The organism is Pyxidicoccus sp. M6 (assembly GCF_055568925.1).
On sequence record NZ_CM145714.1, the window covers coordinates 5,505,986 to 5,525,425 of the forward strand.

Genomic DNA, 19,440 nt, shown 5'->3' on the forward strand with positions numbered 1-19,440 from the left:
GGCGCGCCCGGAGTTCGTCTTCCGCTCCAAGGGCGGCGTGGAGTACCGCTTCGGGCGGCTCGACTCCGGAGTGTCACCGGCGCGCTACCGGCTCACGTCCATCGTCGACGCGAGCGGCAACCGCGTGCTGCTGGAGTACGGCCCCGCGGAGCTGGATGGGGCGCTCACGCGCGTGTTCGACGAGGGCAGCGGTCGCTTCCTGCAACTGGTGTACGGGCGCGGGGAGAACAACGGCCCGCTGCGCCTGGAGCAGGTGGAGCTGCGGCTGGGCGTGGACGGGAAGCTGCCCGCGCCCGGCCAGTCGGGTGAGAGCCTGGGCGTGTGCCTCGGGTATGGCTACGACGCGAAGGGCCGGCTCGCGTCCGCGCGCCGCCATGACGGCGCCTGCTCGGCCCCGGTGCTGCGCGAGGAGTCCTTCACCTACGTGGACTCGCCGCGCGAGGAGGGCCGCACGCGCCTGGCGTCCTATACGTCGCCGAATGGCGAGGTGACGTCCTACGCCTGGTATTCGCGCGAGGACATGCTCCCGGGAGAGGACGCCTTCTATCTCTTCGGGGACAAGGAGGAGCGCGTGCGCTCGGTGACGGAGCCGCGCGAGGCCGTCACCACCTTCACGTACGAGCTGACGCCGTTGGTGCGTGGCGTGGTGGGCAAGCCGCTGACCACGTACCTGACGCGCGTGCAGGGGCCGCGTCCGGGCGTGCCCGCGACGCTGTACCGGCTGGCGCGCAACGGCACCACCGCGGAGGTGGAGCGGCCGCTGTCCGCGCAGCAGCAGGCCCGCACCTCGGTGCGCTGGGACGCGGCGCACCTGCGCCCGGAGGCGGAGGAGGACGCGCGCGGGCGCATCACCGAGCTGCGCTACGACGCCTTCGGCTTCCTGGTGGAGCGCCGCATCCAGACGCCCGCGCTGCCCGCCTCGGGTGGCGCGAGCGCCACGGCGCCGCTGGTGGACGCGGACGGGAAGACGGTGGACGCGGTGGTGGAGAAGTCCGCGTATGACGCGGCCTTCGGCGCGCGGACGTGCCACGTGGACCCGGAGGGCCGGGCGACGGTGTTCCGCCTGGACTCGGCGGGAGTGGACCCGCGGACGGCCACCCCGTCGGGCACGGGGCTGGTGCTGGAGCAGCGGCGCTATGTGGCGCGGGTGCCGCGCGAGCAGCTCCTCTCCAGCAAGGGGTGCGCGGAGCTGGTGGCGTCCCTGGCGCGGTCTGCCCAGGACCTCGTCATCTCCAACCGGTACTGCGGAATCAACAGTGTGGGCTGCACCCAGGGCGCGCGCAGGGGAGACCTGGTCGAGACCATCGATGCCAATGGCTACTCGCAGCGCATCACCGCGTACGACGCGCGCGGCCACGCGCGAGCGCGCTGGTCGGAGGTGGACGGGGACAAGGGCATCACCTCCGAGCTGACGCTCGACACGCGCGGCCGCCTCGAGGTGGAGCAGGACAGCCAAGGCCACCTGACGACGCGCACGTACGACGGGCTGGACCGGATGTTGAGCGAGACGCGCCACAACACCCGGGGCGGCTCACCGGAGCTCGTGCGGACCCTGGACTACTACCCGGACGGGCAGCCCAGGCGGGAGACGCGCGGAACGGACTTCATCCGCGAGACGGAGCTGGACGAGCACGGGCGGGTGCACCACGTCACGGAGCGGGGCGGCGGCCTCGGCCAGGTGCTGGAGACGTGGATGGAGTACGACGAGGCCGGCAACCGCACGGGGCTCGTCGACCGGCGCGGCGTGCTGACGCGCACGGAGTACGACTACGCGGACCGGCCGGTGAGCGTGTCCGTGACGGTGCGGCCGGAGGACGGCGAGCGCTTCAAGGCCCAGGGCGGCGCGGCGGACGAGGTGGGCCTCACGCGCGAGGTGGCCCGGTACGGCTACGACGCGGTGGGGAACAAGGTCTTCGAGGTGAACCTGTCGGGCCACCGGCGCGACTTCACGCTGGATTCGCTGTACCGCGTGGTGGCGGAGACGGGGCCGGAGGTGCCGGGCGCGGACTTCGGCGCGGGGCCGGTGCGCTACGAGCGCAAGGCCCGGTACGAGCTGACGGGCGGCGTGGTGCGCGAGGAGGACGGCAACGGCCACGTGCAGACGACTGTGTACGACTTCGCCGGCCGCCCGTCGGTGCTGACGGACGCGGTGGGCCGCGTGGAGCGGCGCACGTATGACGGCAAGGGCAACGTGCGCGAGGTGCGCCGCGAGGTGGGCGGCACGCACCACCGGACGACGACGACCACCTACGACGGGTTGAATCGGCCGCTGTCGGTGACGGAGCGGGCCGTGGCCGGCGCCGGGCGGAGCCCCGAGCTCGTGTACACGCGCGAGCAGGTCTACGACGACGCGGCGCATGTCATGTGGCTGCGCGACGCGCGCGGCTTCGTGAGCGCGCGGCACCTGGACGACCTGGACCGCGTGTACCGCGAGGAGCGGGACGTGGTTGGCGGACCGCTGGCGCGGCAGCCGGACGACAGCGGAGTGGGCCCCGCGCTGGGGCTGGTGCAGTCGTACGAGTACGACGTCTACGGGCAGCGCGCCGCGGTCGTGGACGCGCTGGGCCGGCGGACGGAGTGGACGTACGACGCGCTGGGCCGCCTGCGGGAGCAGCGCCGCCCCGCGGGGGTGCGCGAGAGCTCCACGTACGACGGCGAGGGGCACCGTACGTCCTGGGTGGACGGGCGCGGAATCACGGGGCGGGCCACCTTCGACGCGCTCGGCCGGCCGCGTGACACGGTGCTGGTGGAGTCGCTGTCCAACGGCGGGCGGCCGCTGACGATGCAGGCGCGCACGTACTTCGACGCGAAGGACGCGCAGGCGCTGTCCCGCGTGGAGGAGCGCGACGCGCGTGGCGCGGTGACGCGGCACTGGGTGGACGGCCTGGGGCGCGAGGTGCGCGCGGAGGATGCGGAGCGGCACGTCCTCGAGGCGCGCTTCGACGCGTCGGTGCGGCGGGCGACGAAGGACGCGAAGGGCTACGTCTCGCGCCTCCGCTACGACGCGGTGGACCGCCTGACGACGACGGAGGACTACGCGCTGCAGGGCACCGCGCCTCGCTACACGCAGACGGTGCGGTACGACGACCTGGCGCTGAGCACCACCGCGACGGACCGCCAGGGGCACAGCGCGGTGAGCTGGCGGGACGGGCTGGACCGCGAGGTGAAGACACTGGCCGGGGCACAGCCGCTGCCGCGCGTGGAGGAGCGCTTCCTCGACGCGGCGGGGCAGGTGGTGCGGGCGGTGGACCCGAACGGCCATGCGACGGTGCGCCGGTATGACGGCGCGGGCCGGATGGTGGAGGAGACGCGCGGCGTGGGCACGCTGGAGGCTGCGCGCTGGACGTACGGCTACGACGCGGCGGGCAACCGGGTGTCGAGCAAGGGGCCGCGCGACACGGGCGTGGCCTGGGACGTGAGGACCACGTACGACGACCTGGACCAGCCGGTGCGAGAGGAGGACGCGCTCGGCAACGTGACGGCGAGGGCGTACGACGCGGCGGGGAACCGGCTCTGCGAGAAGAAGGCACTGGGGGCGCCGTCGCTGCCGCACGGGGGCGCGCGGGGCCGCACGCTGGCGGAGCTGGAGACGCTGGCCTGCGAGGGCAGCCACGTCACGCGCTTCGAGTACGACGAGCTGGGCAAGCAGGTGTCGCTGCGGGACGCGCTGGGCGGGCAGTACACCTTCGTCTACGACACCGCGCGCAACCTGGTGGCGAAGCAGGACGCGCTCGGGCGGCTGACGACGTATGCGTATGACCTGCTGGGGCGCCGCACGGAGGAGCACCAGCACCTGGACGCGCACGCGCGGCTGACGGCGGCGGACCGGAGCGGTGTGCCGGGACACGAGCCCGGCGCCACGCCCTCGGGCGAGGTGGGGACGCTGACGTGGCGGTGGACGTACGACGACAACGGCAACCGGCGGACGGAGACGGACCCGAAGGGCCAGGTGGTGACGTCCACCTACGTGCTGCTGAACCGGCTGGAGCGGCGGGAGTACACGGGGCACGCGACGCCGAGGGAGCTGCCCTCGGTGGACCAGCACGTCTTCGAGTACGACAGCAACGGCAACGCGCTGCGGGTGGAGGAGCACAAGCTCACGTCGGCGGGCCCGGTGGTGGAGGAGACGGTCCGCACGTACGACGTGCTGGACCGGCTGGAGACGGAGCAGCGGTACGACGGCAAGACGCTGAGGTACGGCTACGACGCGAAGGGCAACCGGACGCGGGTGGAGGACGCGGACGGGGTGGCCACGACGTACACGTATGACGCGCTGGACCGGCTGAAGACGGCGGTGATGCCGGAAGGCACGACGACGTACGTGTACTGGCCGGACGGGCTGCTGAAGGAGATGTCGCAGCCGCACGGCCTGCGCGAGGGGCGCTGCTACGACGCCGCGAATCGGCAGGTGGCCCAGGTGCTGGGACGCTCGCAGCCCGCGGTGGACTGCGCGGTGGGCACGGGCACGGTGAGCGCCTTCGCGTGGACCTACGACGCCAACGGCAACCGGCTGACGCAGCGGGAGCGGCGGACGGACGTGTCCACGCAGGCCCTGGGGGCCGAGGAGACGACGCGCTACGGGTACGACGCGTTGGAGCGGCTGACGGGCGTGGCGTACGGCGACGGGCACGCGGAGCTGTACCGGCTGGACGCGGTGGGCAACCGGGTGGGTGAGCGGCATGCGCCGGCCTCGTCAGTGACGGGGTTGGGAGCGGACGCGTACGACGCGGTGGACGCGGCGGTGCTGAGCCGGGACGAGACGTCGCGCTTCAACCGGGCGGACTGGCTGCTGGGGCGGACGGACGCGAAGGACGCGTCGCGCGAGGTGTCGCTGGGCTACGACCTGGCGGGCAACCTGGTGCTCAAGCAGGTGGGGGCGCTGACGCGCACGCTGGCGTGGGACATCCGCGGCACGCTGACGGTGGTCCGCGACAACGGCACCGAGGTGGGCCGGTACGACTACGACGTCAACCTGCAGCGGGTGAAGCGGAAGACGCAGCAGGAGGACGTCGAGTACGTGCTCGACCAGGCCTTCGTGCTGCAGGAGGCGGATGCGCGGCAGGCGAGCCATCCGACGAAGCGGCGCTACCACTACGGCAAGAGCCCGCTGGCCGTGAGTGATGTGGCCACGGCCACGACGACGCGCTTCCTGGTGACGGACGCGCTGGGCAGCGTGACGGACGCGACGTCCACGAGCGGCGGCGTGGTGGCCGCGCGCAAGTACGACGCGTGGGGCAACCACCGGGGCGGGACGGCGCCGGGAGCCGGGGACTTCAAGCTCGGCTACACGGGCCACCAGTACGACGTGGAGACGGGCCTGACGTACGCGCGGGCCCGCTACTACGACAGCGAGCTGGGACGGTTCATCAGCCGGGACACCTTCGAGGGGCGGCTCGGCGAGGCTCCGAGTCTCCACCGCTATGCGTATGCCTACGCCAACCCGCTGAGGTGGGTGGACGCCAACGGGCACGACCCCTGGGGCCCGGGAGAAGTCTACGTCGAGCAGCAGATGCTCGACGCCGGCGTCATCACCGAGGAGGACCAGTACAGGATGCAGATGGGGCGTGGTCTGGGGGCCGCCATCGGGTTCGCAATCATGACGGGCACCGCCGCCGTCATGGAAGCCCCGGCCCTCTGGGCCGCCTACGGCGTGCCCGCGCTCGCGTGGCTCAGGCAGACGGCGACGAACATCAGGACGGAAGGCATCGTCAATTTCGTTCTCAGTCGTCCGGAGACGACGAACAAGGTCGCCATCGAGGTGGCCGACACGGTCTTCAACGATACGCCCGTCAGTGTCTCCACGGAGATTGACCTCGTTGAAGACGTCGCCGAGCGCGGCGCCAAGGTCGTGGTCGAGAAGGCGGAAGAGGTCGGCACCGCGCTGGTGAAGAAGCTCGATGACGTCCCCGGCGGAGTCCCGGACTTGCCGCCGGTGCCGGAAGGTTACGTCCGGCTGTATCACGGCACTGTCGACGTCTATGCGAAGGAAATCGATGCCAAGGGCGTCAACGTCAAGCACGGCACCCAAACGGAAGACATGGGGTACGCCTTCTACATGAGCGAAGAGCGTGGAGTCGCCGAGTCCGCCGCGGAGTGGATCAAGAAGCGGCTGTCGACGTCGAGACCCGACCTCCAGTGCTCGCCCATCGTCGGCTATTGCGACATTCCTCGCTCTGAGTTGGGTACCATCGTCGACATGCAGCCCGGAGGCCCCGATGCTCCGTCTTGGGAGAAGTTCCTTTCAGATCCAGTCTTCCCAGGTATGACCGAGACAAACCGAGACTTCATGAAGAAGAATTCTGACTTCCGTGGAGTGGCCTTCGAGACCTACTTGAAGCAGCTTGGGAAGGAGGATGCCACCAGCTTCGGGCCGCTCAAGAGCGACGTCTGGGGTGGAGAGGTGCAGGGCGGTGACACCCAGGTCGGCATCAAGAGCCAAGAGGTGGCGAACAAACTGAAGCTCATCTGGGAGGAAAAGAAGCAGTGATTGAGCTCCGACGCTGGTTCCGCAGCGTGTCCTTCGACGAGAAGAAGCGGCGTGGACTCGAGTCGCTCGATGTCTGGACGATGCGTGCATCGGGGCTCTTCCACCTCGTCTGTGGCACGGTCGTCGACGCGCCGAGATATGAACAGGCCGAGCTCTCGGCGCGGGTCGCGACCTTCGCACGCGAGATTGGCTGGGATGGCTACAGCCATTCGGTGTTCGGGTTTCTCCAGGCGCTGGAGTCGCGAATCGCCGGGGACGAGCTGGCCCTCAAGGGCAGCCGTGACACCTCCCAGCGTGGAGGAGTCTCCATCGGCGGGCTCGCTGTCTGTGCGAACTACGACATGGTCGCGTTCAGGATGGGCCGCTTCAGGGTGTACATCGACGACCGTGTGGCGCTTTGGGAGCAGACGGAGCTGCATCGTGCGCTGGCCAAGGGGGTCCATTTGCCGGAGGGGCCGTTACATCCGTTCCTGCAAACAGCCGTCTCCATCTGGCCAGCCTCACGCCTCGGTGCGGAGGACGTGCTTCAGGTGGGCGAAGAGCACCGGAGCGTTCGCGTCGTGTATGCCCCGGACTTCACCCCGGCCGAGGCCGTCCCGGAGCCGGGCATCTCCATCGAGGCACTCTGGGGCGACCCGCAGTGGTCGGGGCGGCGCGAAATCTGAGTCGGCGTCAAAGCAGCTCTTCGAAGGTAGGGCCCAGGACGGGGTCCGCGCAGAGCAGGTACGCGCCCCGGCTCAGGAACAGCTCCAGCGGCAGGGCGACGGGGTTCCTGGGCTTCATGAGGCCATGGAACGACTCGGATTGCCTGTGAAGGACGCGACCATCCTCCAGGAGGATGGCCCAAGACAGCTCCCCGCCGCGATCGGCGTCGATGCGGTAGCGGGCCACCGCGGCGCGCGGGGCCGAGGGCAGAGGGGCCAACGGCGTCACCCGGGGCGGCGCCTCCATCCGCCCATCCGCGCGGTAGCGCGCCTCCACGAGCAGGGCCCGACGAGGGTTCTTCGGCGATGCCGCTATCAGCGCCGCATGGAGCCGTCCCGCCGAATCAATCCACAGCCCGGGCCCGGACTGCGGCATGGGGCGCACGCCGCGCACCAGGGTGCTGGCCACGCGAGTCAGACGCCCGGTGCTGGTGGTGCGAACGTGGTGGAGGTCCAGCCCTCCCAGGGACTCCTCGACCAATAACACGCTGACTCCATTGCCGATGGACGCGGGCTGCAGGGTGGCACGCGCGGCCACGGGGACTCCGGGAAGGATGACACGGCCCACCTCGCGTCCCGGGGTGACTTCCGTGGCGTCGTAGGCGGTCTGGAACCGGATGAGCCGAAGTGTCCTCCCGCCAGCGCCCAGCACGGGGACGAGGAGCTCTCCGCTGGCGGTATCCAGGGGGGGCTGCACGATGCGCTCGGGAGTCTCGCCCAGGTCGAAGCGGAATGGATTGCGCGTAGTCGCCGGCCCCGCCAGTGCCAGGAGCGAGGTGCCCTGGCGCCAGAGAATCCAGTGCGCGGACAGGTCGCCCTGGACGTCGTTCGACCAGGGGTTCAGCACCTCCGTGGTGCCGGGCTCGACAGGGCCGAAGACTGTCGCCGCCCGCATGGTTATTCCACCATTGGTGTCCTCTGCATTTTGATCGTCGTAGTAGCTACCCAGGAGCAGCGACTGTCCGTCGGCGTCCTGGAGCCACACCGCCATCGTGCCCGTGCCGAAGGAAGCATCCACGGTGAAGCCCAGTGAAGCGGGGCCGGCCGAGGACGACACGAGGTCGAACTCGACCGGGGTTGCCGTCGCGGTGATGCCCTCCTGATTCAGCCGGGCACTCAGGCGGTAGCGTCCGGGACGGGTCGTGGGGAACCATTCACTCAGGTCCACGACGAACTCGATGGCCTGCCCCGCGCCCAACCGGATTCGAGGCGTCGCATCCATCGCGAGGATGTAGGCGGGGTTTCGCAGGACGAACGAGCGCCAGGTGAGGCTCTGCCCGTCCGGATACTCCGGCCCCGTCAGCGTGTAGATCAGTGACTGGTCCGCCTCGCGGAAGGGGTCCCTCATCTCGAGGGGCACGTTGCCCTCGTTGCGGATGATGACGCGCGCCGTCCGTGATTCCGCCGCGGTGAAGCGCTCCTTGGGTAGCCGGAACTGAATGCTCAAGGAAGGACCTCCGGTGGATAGGGAGCGGCGGGGCGCGGCCGAGCCGGGGGGAGGGCTCGCATCGCCCGCAAGCGAGAGGACCAGCAGCAACGCTGGACACGAAAGGACAAGCGCGCTCATGGGTGGGCGTTCCGGATTCCGTCGCTGTTCAAGAGCGTCGAGTTCCAGCCCCGGAGCCGCAGGATGCACAGACCGCACAGCTGCCGCTCCGTGGAATATTCGTAGCCCATCAGGCAGTCACTTGCGTTCCGGTCATGCAATGCCGCGCGCGAGCCGGCCGGAACTCGCTGCACGGGGAAGGGCGCATGGGGTAGGAAAAGCTGGTGGCCCAGCTCATGGGCGATTGTCTGCTCCAGGGAGTTGGAGTTGCTGGCGTAGTTGTTGGCCGAGCCGCACTGGATGATGGCGCAGCGGCTTCGGTTTCGTGACGGGAACTCCTTGGAAAACCCATTGACCAGAAGGCCACCCGGCTGCCGCTCCAGGTTGTAGAGGCCGGAGAATTGGAGGAGCAGAATGCCCGGCTTGCCGTTCGGCCCATCATCGAAAGCCCTGACGAGCAGCTCCTTTGCCCAGTCCTTGCATTGAAGGTTGTAGGCCGTCTCCTGGAACAAGGGGAGTCGCTCTCGGGTAGCTTCGAATAGCTTGGCAAGCGCGGCGTCATCACAGCGCTTCTGTCGCTTCACCTCCGCCAGGAACTCCTCGTGCGTGCGGAAGGTGAGTGCGTGGTTCCCCGAGGCGTGCTGGTCAACCTTGGGGTCGATAGCCGCACGAATCTGCCACGAGCGTAACGCTCTCACCGCCGCCGCGATGCGCGCGTTGTACTCCTCCGCCGGGACGTCCGCGACGCCGCCGCTGCGGTCCACCAGCCTCAGGAAGGCGCGCTCGAAGTGCGCCTGCACGGTCGCCAGCGAGAATCCGGCAATGCCAGCGTGCTTGCGGGCCACACGGGAGATGTGGACCTCACGCCATGTTTCGAAGACGCCAGTGGTGGCGCGCACCGCCGCGGGCAGGGGCGCGGTGTCCTCCGTGTCCAGCGCCACGGCGCCGTCCTTCCGCCGCTCATACGCGAGCTGCACCGTCACGCGCCACGCGTCTCCGGCGATGCGCGAGGGCTGGAACAGCACGCCCGTCCGTCCCGCATACGCACCGGAGGTCCAGGCCTCACTGAAGGCCGCCCACTTGCGGTGGTTGCAGGGGACGACACGAAAGGGAAAGACACCGTCACGCGCCGCGTCCTGATGCACGTACCCCGCCTGCTTCGGGAACACGGCGGAGGAGGGCAGGCCACGCTTTCCGCCGACGTCGCGGTGCGCGTTGTCACCCGTGGGTCGCGAGGCCGAACACTGTCGGTTGAGCGCCTGCTCCAGGAATGCGCGCGCATGCGGGGTATGGGCGGTGAGGTCCTCTGCGACGTCCTCCCAGTCCCAGAGAAAGCGCACGCGGCCCAGGGCCTTCGGTGCATCCACACGCTGTCCTGCCGAGTCCTTCACCCAGGCACGCGCGAAGACGGGGATGCCCGGTCCGTTGGCCCAGGTGGCCCGGTACTGACGAAAGTCCGTGTCGTTCCCCATCTCGTCGGTGCTCGTCTTGAAGACATTGCTGACGAGCCGCACCTCGGCCTTCTCGCCAGGCGCGGGCAGCTTCTTCAGCGCCGCCGTCACCTCGCGGTCCTTCTTCTGGGCCAGCACGTGCACGTCCCCCAACTCCAGCTCCAGTCCGTCCACCAGCACGTGGAAGTACGTCCATGCCACGGGGCACTCCGCCCATCCGCTGCCGTGCAGCGTGAGCTTCAGCTTGTAGGGCGAGTGCTCCACGGTGACGACGCCGTCCGGAAACGCGTCACACTTCGACACGCGCCCGTCCCAGCGCACGCGATGCTCTCCCTCCGCGACTTCCTCGGCGGACAGCTCGCGGGACCACAGCGGCGCCTTCCGGTGGCGTGTGAAGAGCTCCAGCTTCCCGTTGCGCGCCAGGCCCGCGTCATTGCCGAGCCGGTACACGAGCTCCACCGGCTCCACCTCGGGCGCGAAGTGGAAGCCGTCCTCTCCGCCGCCGGGGGCGCGAAAGAGCGGGGGCAGGTGGCAGCGGGAGGACATTCCGCCGGGTGTCGAGAGCCGGAAGTCCGCCACCCCGAAGCTGGCGGGACGCAGCCGGTTCCGGTTGCGCCCTCCCGCGGGGGTGAGGGCGACACAGGCCGTAAACGATATGTGGGGCATGGGAGTGCGTCAGGCGTCGTGTTGCCGGATGAGCTCCTGCTGCACGTCCGCGAGCTGCCCGGTTTCTGGCAGTCCGTGGCTGCGTTGGAAGGCACGCACGGCGGCGCGGGTGCGAGGGCCAAGAAGGCCTCGCTCACCCTCAGTAGGGAAACCCAGGTTGTGCAGCCGCTCCTGCGCGGCGCGCACCGCGTCCGCGTCGAAGCTCGGCAGCGGCTGGAGCTGGAGTGTCCAGCGCAGCATCATCGGCTCGGCCGCGAGGGCCGGGTTTCCGTCCGCGAAGTCTGCGTCGCGGACGGGTGGAGGGTAGGGCGGTGGTGCTCCGGGTGGTGCGGAGGAGACCGGGGCCTCGGGCGCGGCTTCCGCCTTCGGTGGTGGAAGCGTCAGCACCAGCTCACCGGAAGGCAGCCCCGGCACGTCATGCGAGAGCGAGCCGTCGGCGGCCGTGCGGCCATGGTGTTCCGTTCTTCCTACCGTCAGTACGTACTCCTGGCCGGCGTATGGCGCCTCTCGTGGGTCTAGAAGGACGAGGTGCAGGCGCTTCTGCTTCAGCGTGAATGTGCTCGTGCTACCCGTCCGTATGGGTGCCGTCCTCGGGCCGACCATGCCGCGCTCCCCCGTGCCTGGCTCGCGATGGTGCCTGTTCCATGTTGGTTGATGGCGGCGCCAAGGTACGCGAAGCCCGCGGGCGACCGTGCAGTCAAAGTTCTGCAAAGTGCGCGGAGTGTTGGTTGGGTTGACGAAACTCAACCTCCCGGGTCGTTGGGGCGACGCCGGGCCGGCCGGCCGTCCCACGGGATTGATCGCTGGCGGACGCGCGAGGCTCCGCGAAAGCTCAATCGCAGAACTCCGTCTGCATGGCGGCCCGTGGGCTGACGGACTGGGGCAACACCTCCATGACCGCCAGGCCGTGGCACCCCTCGTAGCACGTGGAGCGCGCGATGACGTAGGGGCGCCCGTCCTGGAGCAGCGCGGTGACGGGAGGCCCCCCGAAGACGTCCTTCTCGTCATTGCTGCACTTCATCGACGTGGAGATGAGACGCGGCGCGCCCTCGCGTTCATCCAGCCAGCTCTCCGTGGTGCATTGGATGCCACAGGGGTTGGGATTCCCGGCAGTGGGAGGCGTGACGGCGAAGACCCGGGTCCGGCGCACGTAGCAGAGCCGCCCGAGCTCCGGCAGGGCCCCCGAGCACAGGACGTCTGGATGGAACCCCTGCTCAGGACGCGGCACGACTTCCGTCACCTTCGTGAGGGACGCGTCGGGGCACGCGCCCGTCGGGCCTTCCAGTGCGCGCCGGGCCTCGCGCTCGAGCCCCTCGGGCACCCGCTTGTCGAGCTTCACCAGGGCGGCCTGCTGAGCGGCCGGAACCCGGGCGAAGGGATACAGGGGCACCTGTCGCGAGAAGGCCAGGTCAGGCTCCTTCAAGGCCGGAGCCCCGCGGAGCGGGAAGCCCCAGACCTCGTGTCCACACTCTCCCTTGAGCCGCGTGGGGCGCGACTCCGCGGAGAGCGTGAAGGAGGGAGGCGTCCCCGCCGCCGCCCCGGGCCGGGGAGCGAACCACTTCCCGGTGCCCGAGCCCGTCAGGAACTGCCCGGGCGCAGGGGCCCACTCTCCCGTCGCATGGGAGAGGATGGGCTCGATGAAGAGCTTCGGCACCACCTCCGCGTCTCCGGAGCCTGCCCCAGGTTCGGTCGGCGCATACGAGACGAAGGCGACGAAGAGCTCCATGTCCGGCTTCTCTGGAGGGAACTTCGCGAGCAGCGCCTCGAAGGCGGCGCGGGCTCCGGGCTCCTCGTCGCAGAGCTGGCGGCCCGCCTGCAGTCCTCGCCGCGTCGGCAGCCCGCGGTCTCCGGCCTCGGCGAGGACGAAGGAGGACACGGCCTGCTCCACGGGATACAGGCTCGCCTGGACCCATCGGGCATCCCGGAGCGACTTGGGCTGCTTCGCGGCGTGGAGCAATTCCTCGCGCCGGGTGACCACGTCCATGCATTGAAAGCGGTTCGCGGCGAGGCGGGCGGCCCGGAGGTCCTCCGAGCCCATCAGCGACAGCAGGCGGCCCTGGCGCTCCACGCGCGGTTCGAGCGCGTCGAAGATTCGCATCGCCTCGTCCTCCATGGAAGGAGAGGTGCTCACGAGCGCGGGAATGACGGCCGGGCCCATGGCAATCAGCGCCCGGTGCCGCTGGTCGAGAAACCCGGGCGCCGGAGTGCTGACGTCCTGGAGCAGGAGCGGAGCGACGGGAGCGGCCGCCGGCCCCAGCAACCCCAGCGCGCGGATGATGGAGGCCAGCCAGGAAGGCGGAGCGCTCTCACCGGCGGCCAATGACTGTCGCAGGAGGCGCTCCAGCGTGGGGAGCGCCCGCTTCGAGCCCAGTTGCTCGACGGCGCCCGCGAGCGCCACGCTGGCGTCGAACCGGCGCCCCAGGTCCTTCGACTCCAGGTCTTTCAGCACCGCGAGCGCGTCTGGCTTTGGGGCCGCGAGGAGCGCGGAGAGCGCGGGAGGCAACGGAGACGGCGGCGCCGACACGGAAATCTCCGCGGTGGCGCCGCTCTTGAAGTCGAGCACCACCTTGCCCTCGGGACGTTGCTGGAAGGCGCGGCCCTCGGCGCTGTCGGGAGAGACGAAGAGGGCGAGCTCGAGTCCCTCCCCGGGCGGGGCCCTCGCGCCTCCCGCTTGGGGGACGGAGTCGCCGGCCTCCCACTCCCGCTGCAGCAGCCGTCCGGGCTCCTGCCAGGACGCGATGCTGACGCCCCAGAGCGGGCCATTCATCCCGAAGGTGCCCCAGCGCTCCCTTCCGTCCGCCGAGAGAATCCTCACCGCGGACAGGGGCCCTCCCTGGCAGGTGCGGACGGCGAGCACCAGGTCCGGCCGGCCATCCCCACCGACGAGCTCCGAGGCGTCGGCGACATCGCGTGTCCCGGTACCCAGCACGTGGGCCCATGGCACGCAGGCGCTCGGAGCCGCGTTCGCGGCGGAAGGTGCCTGCGCGGAGCCAGGTCCCGAGGCGCCCATGAGCCCGTGCGCCAGTGTGAGGACGAGGAACGGCCGGAGGAACTTCGAGCGGAGAGCGGTCATGGCGGCGCGGGTGAGGTCGGGAGCAACCCTTGAACGAACGACGCGACGCAGCGTATCGCAGGGTCCGTTCCGCGCCCCGGGTGTTCAATGACTTTCATATACATCCGATGTTTCGCATCGCGGAACCAGGGCCCCTGAAGTTTCGCATCGCAGAACCAACAGAGACGACATGTTCCGCAGGGCAGAACCCCGAGCCCTCAATGTTTCGCATTGCGGAATCGAACGAGAAAAAGCCGCCTTCCTTAGATAAGCGGTATAGACAAACATCGTGCTATGGGTTTAGAGATGTATCAGTAGCGTCGGCGGTGAACCCCCAAACAACGAGGAGCAGTCATGAAGACGGTTGGTCCGAGCTTCCTTCTTGGCGTGTGCCTGGCCCTGGTGTGGTCTTCTTCAGCCGGCGCACAGTCGGTGAGCAGCTTCACGGCGACGTACTCGGGCGGCAGCGGCCTGGTGTGCGGAACGACGTACAACATCCGCGGCCAGGAGCCGTCGGCGTCGGGCAAGTACCCGGTGTTCGTCTACACGGTGGGCACCACCGAGCAGTATGACCATTCGTCGGCGCTGGCCGCGGTGTCGGAGATGGCGGCGCGCGGCTACGTGGCGGCCACCGTCGAATATGACAACGCCACCTTCGGCTCCTGCTCCACGCTGACCAGCCGCGCGAAGTGCATCTACGACGGCAGCCGCGCCTCCAGCGCCATCGGCCGCCTCTGCTCGCGCGCCAAGGCGGACTGCTCCAAGGGCATCGTCGTGGCGGGCTTCAGCCAGGGCTCCGTCATGGCGGTGCTGGCCAAGAACTATGACTCCCGCGTCCAAGCCGCCTACGGCCTGGGCTGCGGCGTCCAGTACTCCATCTATGACCTGAGCTCCTGCGTGGCCAACGGCAACCGCGCCCTGCCGAGCAACCGCCTGCGCATCATCAACGGCGAGCAGGACATCTTCGTCGGCCCCACCGAGTCCGCGGTGCGCAGCCAGAACACGCAGACGACGGGCTACTCCTGCCCCCTGGCCACCTCCTGCCTCCAGAGCAACGGCAGCGGCTGGTACATCATCAAGGACACGCAGGTCGCCGACCTCCAGGCGGACCACTGCTACATGCGCACCGGCACCTGCGTGGGCCTCACGCTGGACTCCACGTGGCGCAGCGGCACCGCGCCCTGGTCGCTGCGCACCAACCTGAACTGGCTGACGCAGTTCACCACGCCGTAGTCAGCGGCACGGCGTGACGCGCGAGCTACCCCGCCTCCGACTCGTCGAAGTCCGAGGAGTCGGGAGGCGGTGGTGGCTCCTCCTCCACGCCCGTCCACGCGCGGGCGGCGAGAAAGCCCACCGCGCCCAGGCCCACGATGAAGCCGATGGGGCCGGGGACGAGCCGTAGGTTCAAGGCCACCCAGACGAGGCAGAAGCCCACCGCGCCCGCGGGCACGAAGCGCGCCCAGGACGGGCGCTCCACCTCGGGGCGCAGCGCCAGCATCGCGAGCACCACGAGCAGCGCCAGCTCCGCCAGCACCGACGCCGGCATGTCCCAGCCGGACAGCAGCGAGGCGTCGCCGCTTCGCGCGTAGAGCACGTCGTCCGACGGGCGCACCGTGTTGATGACGCGCAGCTCCGGAGGGCCCTGGGGCACCGGCGCGTTCGAGGCCAGCGGCCCCAGCTCCGAGCGCACCGTCGCCCACGACGCGAAGAGGGACAGCAGGCACACCGCCACGCCGCCCAGCGCCACCACCTCGGGCATCCGCAGCAGGCGGCGCGGCTCGAAGTACGGGCCCACGCCGTCCTCGCGCGCCACCACCTTGGGCCACTGGTCCCACGCGATGAGCCCCACGCCCGCCACCCACAAGAGCGGCACGAGGCCGAAGCCCAGCATCCGCACGGCGATGGCGGCCAGCACCACCATGGCGGCCGCCGCGGCCTCGGGGCGCAGCAGCACCTCCGGCACCCGTTCGGTGAAGTCCGGGGCCTGGCCGGCCTCGCGCAGCTCGCGCGCCACCAGCACCGCGCCGGCCACCAGCGCCAGCAGCGTGCCCGGCACGCCCGCGTCGGAGAAGAAGGGGAGGACGGACAGCACCACCGCCAGCGCGACGAGCCCCACGCCCGCCACGGTGGGCGAGTGCGCGGGCACGTGCTCCAGCCACTTCGGGCCGTCATACGGCGGGCGGGAGCGCCCGGGGTCCGTCTTGTCCTCCGGGGGCAGCTCGGGCGCTTCGTGGACGGAGGAGACCCGCGAGTGCTCCTCCACCTCGTCGAGGATTTCCTTCGCGTAGGCCGGCTCGGACGCCGCCCGGCTGGGGCGTGCGGTGCGCGCCGCCGGGCGCGGGCCGGTGGACTGCTGGCGCACCGGCATCTGCGCGCCGCAGTGCTCGCAGTACTTCAGCCGCACATCCGAGGTTTCGCCGCACTCCGGGCACCGCATGCGTCCCACCTCGCTGAATCAGGCTGTTGCTATCGAGTGGCCTCGGCGGGAGCGGCGGGGACCTCTCCCGTCAGCTCGCGGATGCGCTGGGTCAGCGTCTGCGGGTCGATGGGCCCCACGTGCTTGCCCCGGATGATGCCGTTCGGGTCGATGAAGTACGTCTCCGGCACGCCCGCCACGCCGTAGTCCACCGCCATGCGCGAGCGCGGGTCCACGAGCTGCGGGAAGCTGGCCCCGTAGCGCTGGAGGAAGCCGCGCGCGTTGTCCTCGGTGTCCTCGAAGACGACGCCGAGGAAGACGGCCTTGGAGCCGAACTGCTCCGCGCCCCAGTTGAGCACCGGGTGCTCCTGCAGGCACGGCCCGCACCAGGACGCCCAGAAGTTGATGACCACCGGGCGGCCCTTCAGGTCCGCCAGGTTCACCTTCTCGCCGCTGTCCAGCGCGCGCAGCGCGAAGGCCGGCGCGGGCTGGCCCTTCAGCATGAAGGGCACCTCGTGCGGGTCTCGCCCGAAGCCCTTGTAGAGAATCACCAGCAGGGCCACGCTGAGGCCCACGAAGGCGAGGGTGTAGCGCCAGCGTTTCATCTAGGCCGCCCCCCGTTCCGCATCCCCGCCGGCCAGCGGAGGCGCCGCGCCCATGTCCGCCGCGGGCGACACCGCCACCGCCGCCTTGCGGCGCGGGAAGATGGCGATGAGCGTGCCCAGCACCAGCAGGGGGATGCTCCACCAGATCCACCCCACCAGCGGGAAGACCCAGACGTTGAAGCTCGCCGTGCCGGCCTGCTCGGAGAAGGCCATCATGGAGATGTAGAGGTCCTCGGCCGCCGTCTCGCGCACCGCCGGGGTGCCGATGGGGTCCGTGCTGCGCTCGTAGTAGTTCAGCCGCGGGCGCTGCTCGGACTCCGCGCCGTTGGGCGCCGTGACTTGCAGCCGCGCCGCCACGTAGGTGCGGTGCGGCTCCTCGCCGCTGACCAGCCCCAGGTACTTCATCTGGTAGCCGCCGAGCTCCAGGCTCTCGCCCTTCCGCACCGTGCCGGACGTGTGCTTCACGTACGAGGACGACGCGGCCACCGCGACGATGATGAGGACGATGCCCAGGTGCACCACGTAGCCGCCGAAGCGGCGCTGCGCCTTGGTGGCGCTCATCACCAGCGCGGTGAAGAGGCCCTCCTTGCGCTCGGACATGCGCACCCGCACCGGCGTCACCAGCTCGCGCAGGGTGATGACGGTGACGAAGCCCGCGAGGCCGAACGTCAGGAGCGGGTAGAAGCCGCGCAGCCCCGCCGCGTAGCAGGTCGCCGTCACCACCAGCCCCACCACCGCGGGGATGATGAACTGGCGGCGCAGCGTGGCCTTGTCCGGCGTGCCCCACGGCAGCATCGGACCCACGCCCATCAGGAAGAGCACGGCGATGCCGCCCGGCACCGCCATCTTGTTGAAGTACGGCTCACCCACGCTGACGCGGATGCCGCGCACCGCCTCGGACACCAGCGGGTACACCGTGCCCAGCAGCACCGTGAAGGTAATCGCGACGAACACCAGGTTGTTCACCAGGATGCTCATCTCGCGGGACAGGGCCGAGCTCAGCCGCCCCTCGGGCACCAGCAGGTGGCCACGCGCGGCCAGCAGGCCGATGCACGTCACCAGCAGGATGCCGAGGAACACCAGGAACGTGGGCCCGATGTCTGACTGTGTGAAGGAGTGCACCGAGTTGAAGATGCCGGAGCGGGTCATGAACGTGCCCAGAATCGTGAGCACGAAGGACGCAAGCGCGAGGCTGAGCGTCCACAGCTTCAGCATCCGCTTGCGCTCCTGCACCATGGTGGAGTGCATGAACGCCGTCGCCGTCAGCCACGGCAGGAAGGACGCGTTCTCCACCGGGTCCCACGCCCAGTAGCCGCCCCAGCCGAGCACGGCATACGCCCACCAGGCGCCGAGGATGATGCCGATGGAGAGGAAGATCCACGCCACCAGCGTCCAGCGGCGCAGCGGGGCCATCCACGCCTCGCCAATCTCACCGCGAAGCAGGCCCGCCACCGCGACGCCGAAGGGCACCGTCATGCCCACGTAGCCCAGGTAGAGCATGGGCGGGTGGATGACCATGAGGAAGTGGTTCTGCAGCAGCGGGTTGGGGCCGGGGCCGTCCGCCGGGACGGGGAACACGGCGCCCCACGGGTTGGCCGGGCCGGCGATGAGGAAGGCGAAGAAGACGCCCACCGCCAGCATGGTGCCCAGCGCCAGCTGCATGTACCGCGCGTGCTCGCGCCGGTGGATGTACGCGAAGGCTGCGACGTAGCTGCCCATGATGAGGCCCCAGAAGAGGATGGACCCCTCCAGGGCGCTCCACAGCGACACCACCTTGTAGAGCAGCGGCGTGTCGAGGCTGCCCACCTGCGCCACGTACTTCACGCTGAAGTCGTTCGTGACGAGCGCCTTCACCATGGTGAGGTTCGCGCCAATCATGCAGGCGGCGAAGCCCCACACGGCGCGCAGCACCCAGGGGTAACCCGTCTCGCTGCGGCGCAGGCCGCTGGCCAGGCCGACAATGGCGCCGAAGGCGGCGAAGGCGAGCCCGCCCAGCACCAGGCTGTTTCCAAGCGTGCCGTTCACCGCGCCGCCCCCGTGCTGGCCGACGTGGTGGTGGCGTCGGACAGCGTCTCCCGCCACTTGTTCGGGTCCTCGCCCTCCTTGGGGGCGCGGTACTCGTTGGAGTGGTTCACCATCAGCCGGTTGGAGCTGAAGACGCCGGACGCGTCATAGGTGCCCTCGACGACGACGCCAATCTTGTCGCGGAACATCTGCGGGGGCGTCTCGGTGGAGCGCACCAGCACGCTGGCCGCGCCCGCCTTGTTGTCGTCCGCCACGCGGAAGTGGAGCGTGGTGTGCTCCGCGTTCCACTGGATGCTGCCCGGCTGCACCACACCGCCCAGGCGGATGGTGGCCGAGTACGCCTTGTCCCCCTGGGACAGCATCTCCGAGGGGCTCCAGTAATAGACGAGGTTGTTGCCGATATCGCCAAAGGCGACGAAGGCGAGGCCGGCACCAGCGACGAGCAGGGCCCCGAGGGCGATGAGGCGGTTTCGGGCGACGGGCGTCAT

The 19,440-nt window shown here is 70.0% G+C and carries 11 protein-coding genes (1 of these 11 running past the window's edge); 3 read left to right on the plus strand and 8 right to left on the minus strand.

Annotated elements, in window-relative coordinates:
• Positions 1-6,487: the 3' portion of an RHS repeat-associated core domain-containing protein gene (locus ACVTJA_RS21950; protein WP_465838910.1), read on the plus strand. It extends 5,021 nt beyond the left edge of the window; the window shows 6,487 of its 11,508 coding nt (coding positions 5,022-11,508); the start codon falls outside the window, past its left edge; the stop codon is at positions 6,485-6,487.
• Positions 6,488-6,513: 26 nt separating this feature from the next.
• Complete coding sequence (locus ACVTJA_RS21955) at positions 6,514-7,152, plus strand: hypothetical protein (RefSeq protein WP_465838911.1); 639 nt, start codon at positions 6,514-6,516, stop codon at positions 7,150-7,152.
• Between the two features lie 7 nt (positions 7,153-7,159).
• Here ACVTJA_RS21955 and ACVTJA_RS21960 read toward each other — a convergent pair whose 3' ends face one another.
• The 4 genes from ACVTJA_RS21960 to ACVTJA_RS21975 all read right to left on the minus strand — a co-directional run bounded on the left by ACVTJA_RS21960 (position 7,160) and on the right by ACVTJA_RS21975 (position 13,927).
• Positions 7,160-8,638, minus strand: a complete 1,479-nt coding sequence (locus tag ACVTJA_RS21960) for a hypothetical protein (protein WP_465838912.1) — start codon at positions 8,636-8,638, stop codon at positions 7,160-7,162.
• Positions 8,639-8,754: 116 nt separating this feature from the next.
• Positions 8,755-10,854, minus strand: a complete 2,100-nt coding sequence (locus ACVTJA_RS21965; protein ID WP_465838913.1) for a hypothetical protein — start codon at positions 10,852-10,854, stop codon at positions 8,755-8,757.
• A gap of 9 nt (positions 10,855-10,863) precedes the next feature.
• Positions 10,864-11,457 carry a peptidoglycan-binding domain-containing protein gene (locus ACVTJA_RS21970; RefSeq protein ID WP_465838915.1) on the minus strand — a complete coding sequence of 198 codons (594 nt, stop codon included), beginning with the start codon at positions 11,455-11,457 and terminating at the stop codon, positions 10,864-10,866.
• A gap of 229 nt (positions 11,458-11,686) precedes the next feature.
• Positions 11,687-13,927 carry a hypothetical protein gene (locus tag ACVTJA_RS21975; protein ID WP_465838916.1) on the minus strand — a complete coding sequence of 747 codons (2,241 nt, stop codon included), beginning with the start codon at positions 13,925-13,927 and terminating at the stop codon, positions 11,687-11,689.
• Positions 13,928-14,260: 333 nt separating this feature from the next.
• On the opposite strand from ACVTJA_RS21975, the gene ACVTJA_RS21980 reads away from it, so the two are divergent.
• On the plus strand, positions 14,261-15,139 hold the full coding sequence (locus ACVTJA_RS21980) for an alpha/beta hydrolase family protein (RefSeq protein ID WP_465838918.1): 879 nt from the start codon (positions 14,261-14,263) through the stop codon (positions 15,137-15,139).
• Between the two features lie 25 nt (positions 15,140-15,164).
• On the opposite strand, the gene ACVTJA_RS21985 is transcribed toward ACVTJA_RS21980, so the two are convergent.
• Genes ACVTJA_RS21985 through ACVTJA_RS22000 form a run of 4 tightly spaced genes read right to left on the minus strand, consistent with a single transcriptional unit; the run spans position 15,165 to position 19,440 of the window.
• The gene (locus ACVTJA_RS21985; protein ID WP_465838919.1) at positions 15,165-16,343 is read right to left on the minus strand and encodes a zinc ribbon domain-containing protein; all 1,179 of its coding nucleotides are present in this window, start codon (positions 16,341-16,343) and stop codon (positions 15,165-15,167) included.
• 29 nt (positions 16,344-16,372) lie between these two features.
• The gene (locus ACVTJA_RS21990; RefSeq protein ID WP_465838920.1) at positions 16,373-16,927 is read right to left on the minus strand and encodes a TlpA family protein disulfide reductase; all 555 of its coding nucleotides are present in this window, start codon (positions 16,925-16,927) and stop codon (positions 16,373-16,375) included.
• Positions 16,928-18,952, minus strand: coding sequence for a heme lyase CcmF/NrfE family subunit (locus tag ACVTJA_RS21995; RefSeq protein WP_465838921.1), 2,025 nt, complete (start codon positions 18,950-18,952; stop codon positions 16,928-16,930).
• On the minus strand, positions 18,949-19,440 hold the full coding sequence (locus ACVTJA_RS22000; RefSeq protein WP_465838922.1) for a cytochrome c maturation protein CcmE: 492 nt from the start codon (positions 19,438-19,440) through the stop codon (positions 18,949-18,951). The genes ACVTJA_RS21995 and ACVTJA_RS22000 overlap by 4 nt, the downstream gene beginning before the upstream one ends.

Bases quoted from the DNA above. Each gene is read 5' to 3' on its own strand.
- ACVTJA_RS21965 (WP_465838913.1), bottom strand. From the start codon at position 10,854: ATGCCCCACATATCGTTTACGGCCTGTGTCGCCCTCACCCCCGCGGGA.
- ACVTJA_RS21970 (WP_465838915.1), bottom strand. From the start codon at position 11,457: ATGGTCGGCCCGAGGACGGCACCCATACGGACGGGTAGCACGAGCACA.
- ACVTJA_RS21975 (WP_465838916.1), bottom strand. From the start codon at position 13,927: ATGACCGCTCTCCGCTCGAAGTTCCTCCGGCCGTTCCTCGTCCTCACA.
- ACVTJA_RS21980 (WP_465838918.1), top strand. From the start codon at position 14,261: ATGAAGACGGTTGGTCCGAGCTTCCTTCTTGGCGTGTGCCTGGCCCTG.
- ACVTJA_RS21985 (WP_465838919.1), bottom strand. From the start codon at position 16,343: ATGCGGTGCCCGGAGTGCGGCGAAACCTCGGATGTGCGGCTGAAGTAC.
- ACVTJA_RS21990 (WP_465838920.1), bottom strand. From the start codon at position 16,927: ATGAAACGCTGGCGCTACACCCTCGCCTTCGTGGGCCTCAGCGTGGCC.
- ACVTJA_RS22000 (WP_465838922.1), bottom strand. From the start codon at position 19,440: ATGACGCCCGTCGCCCGAAACCGCCTCATCGCCCTCGGGGCCCTGCTC.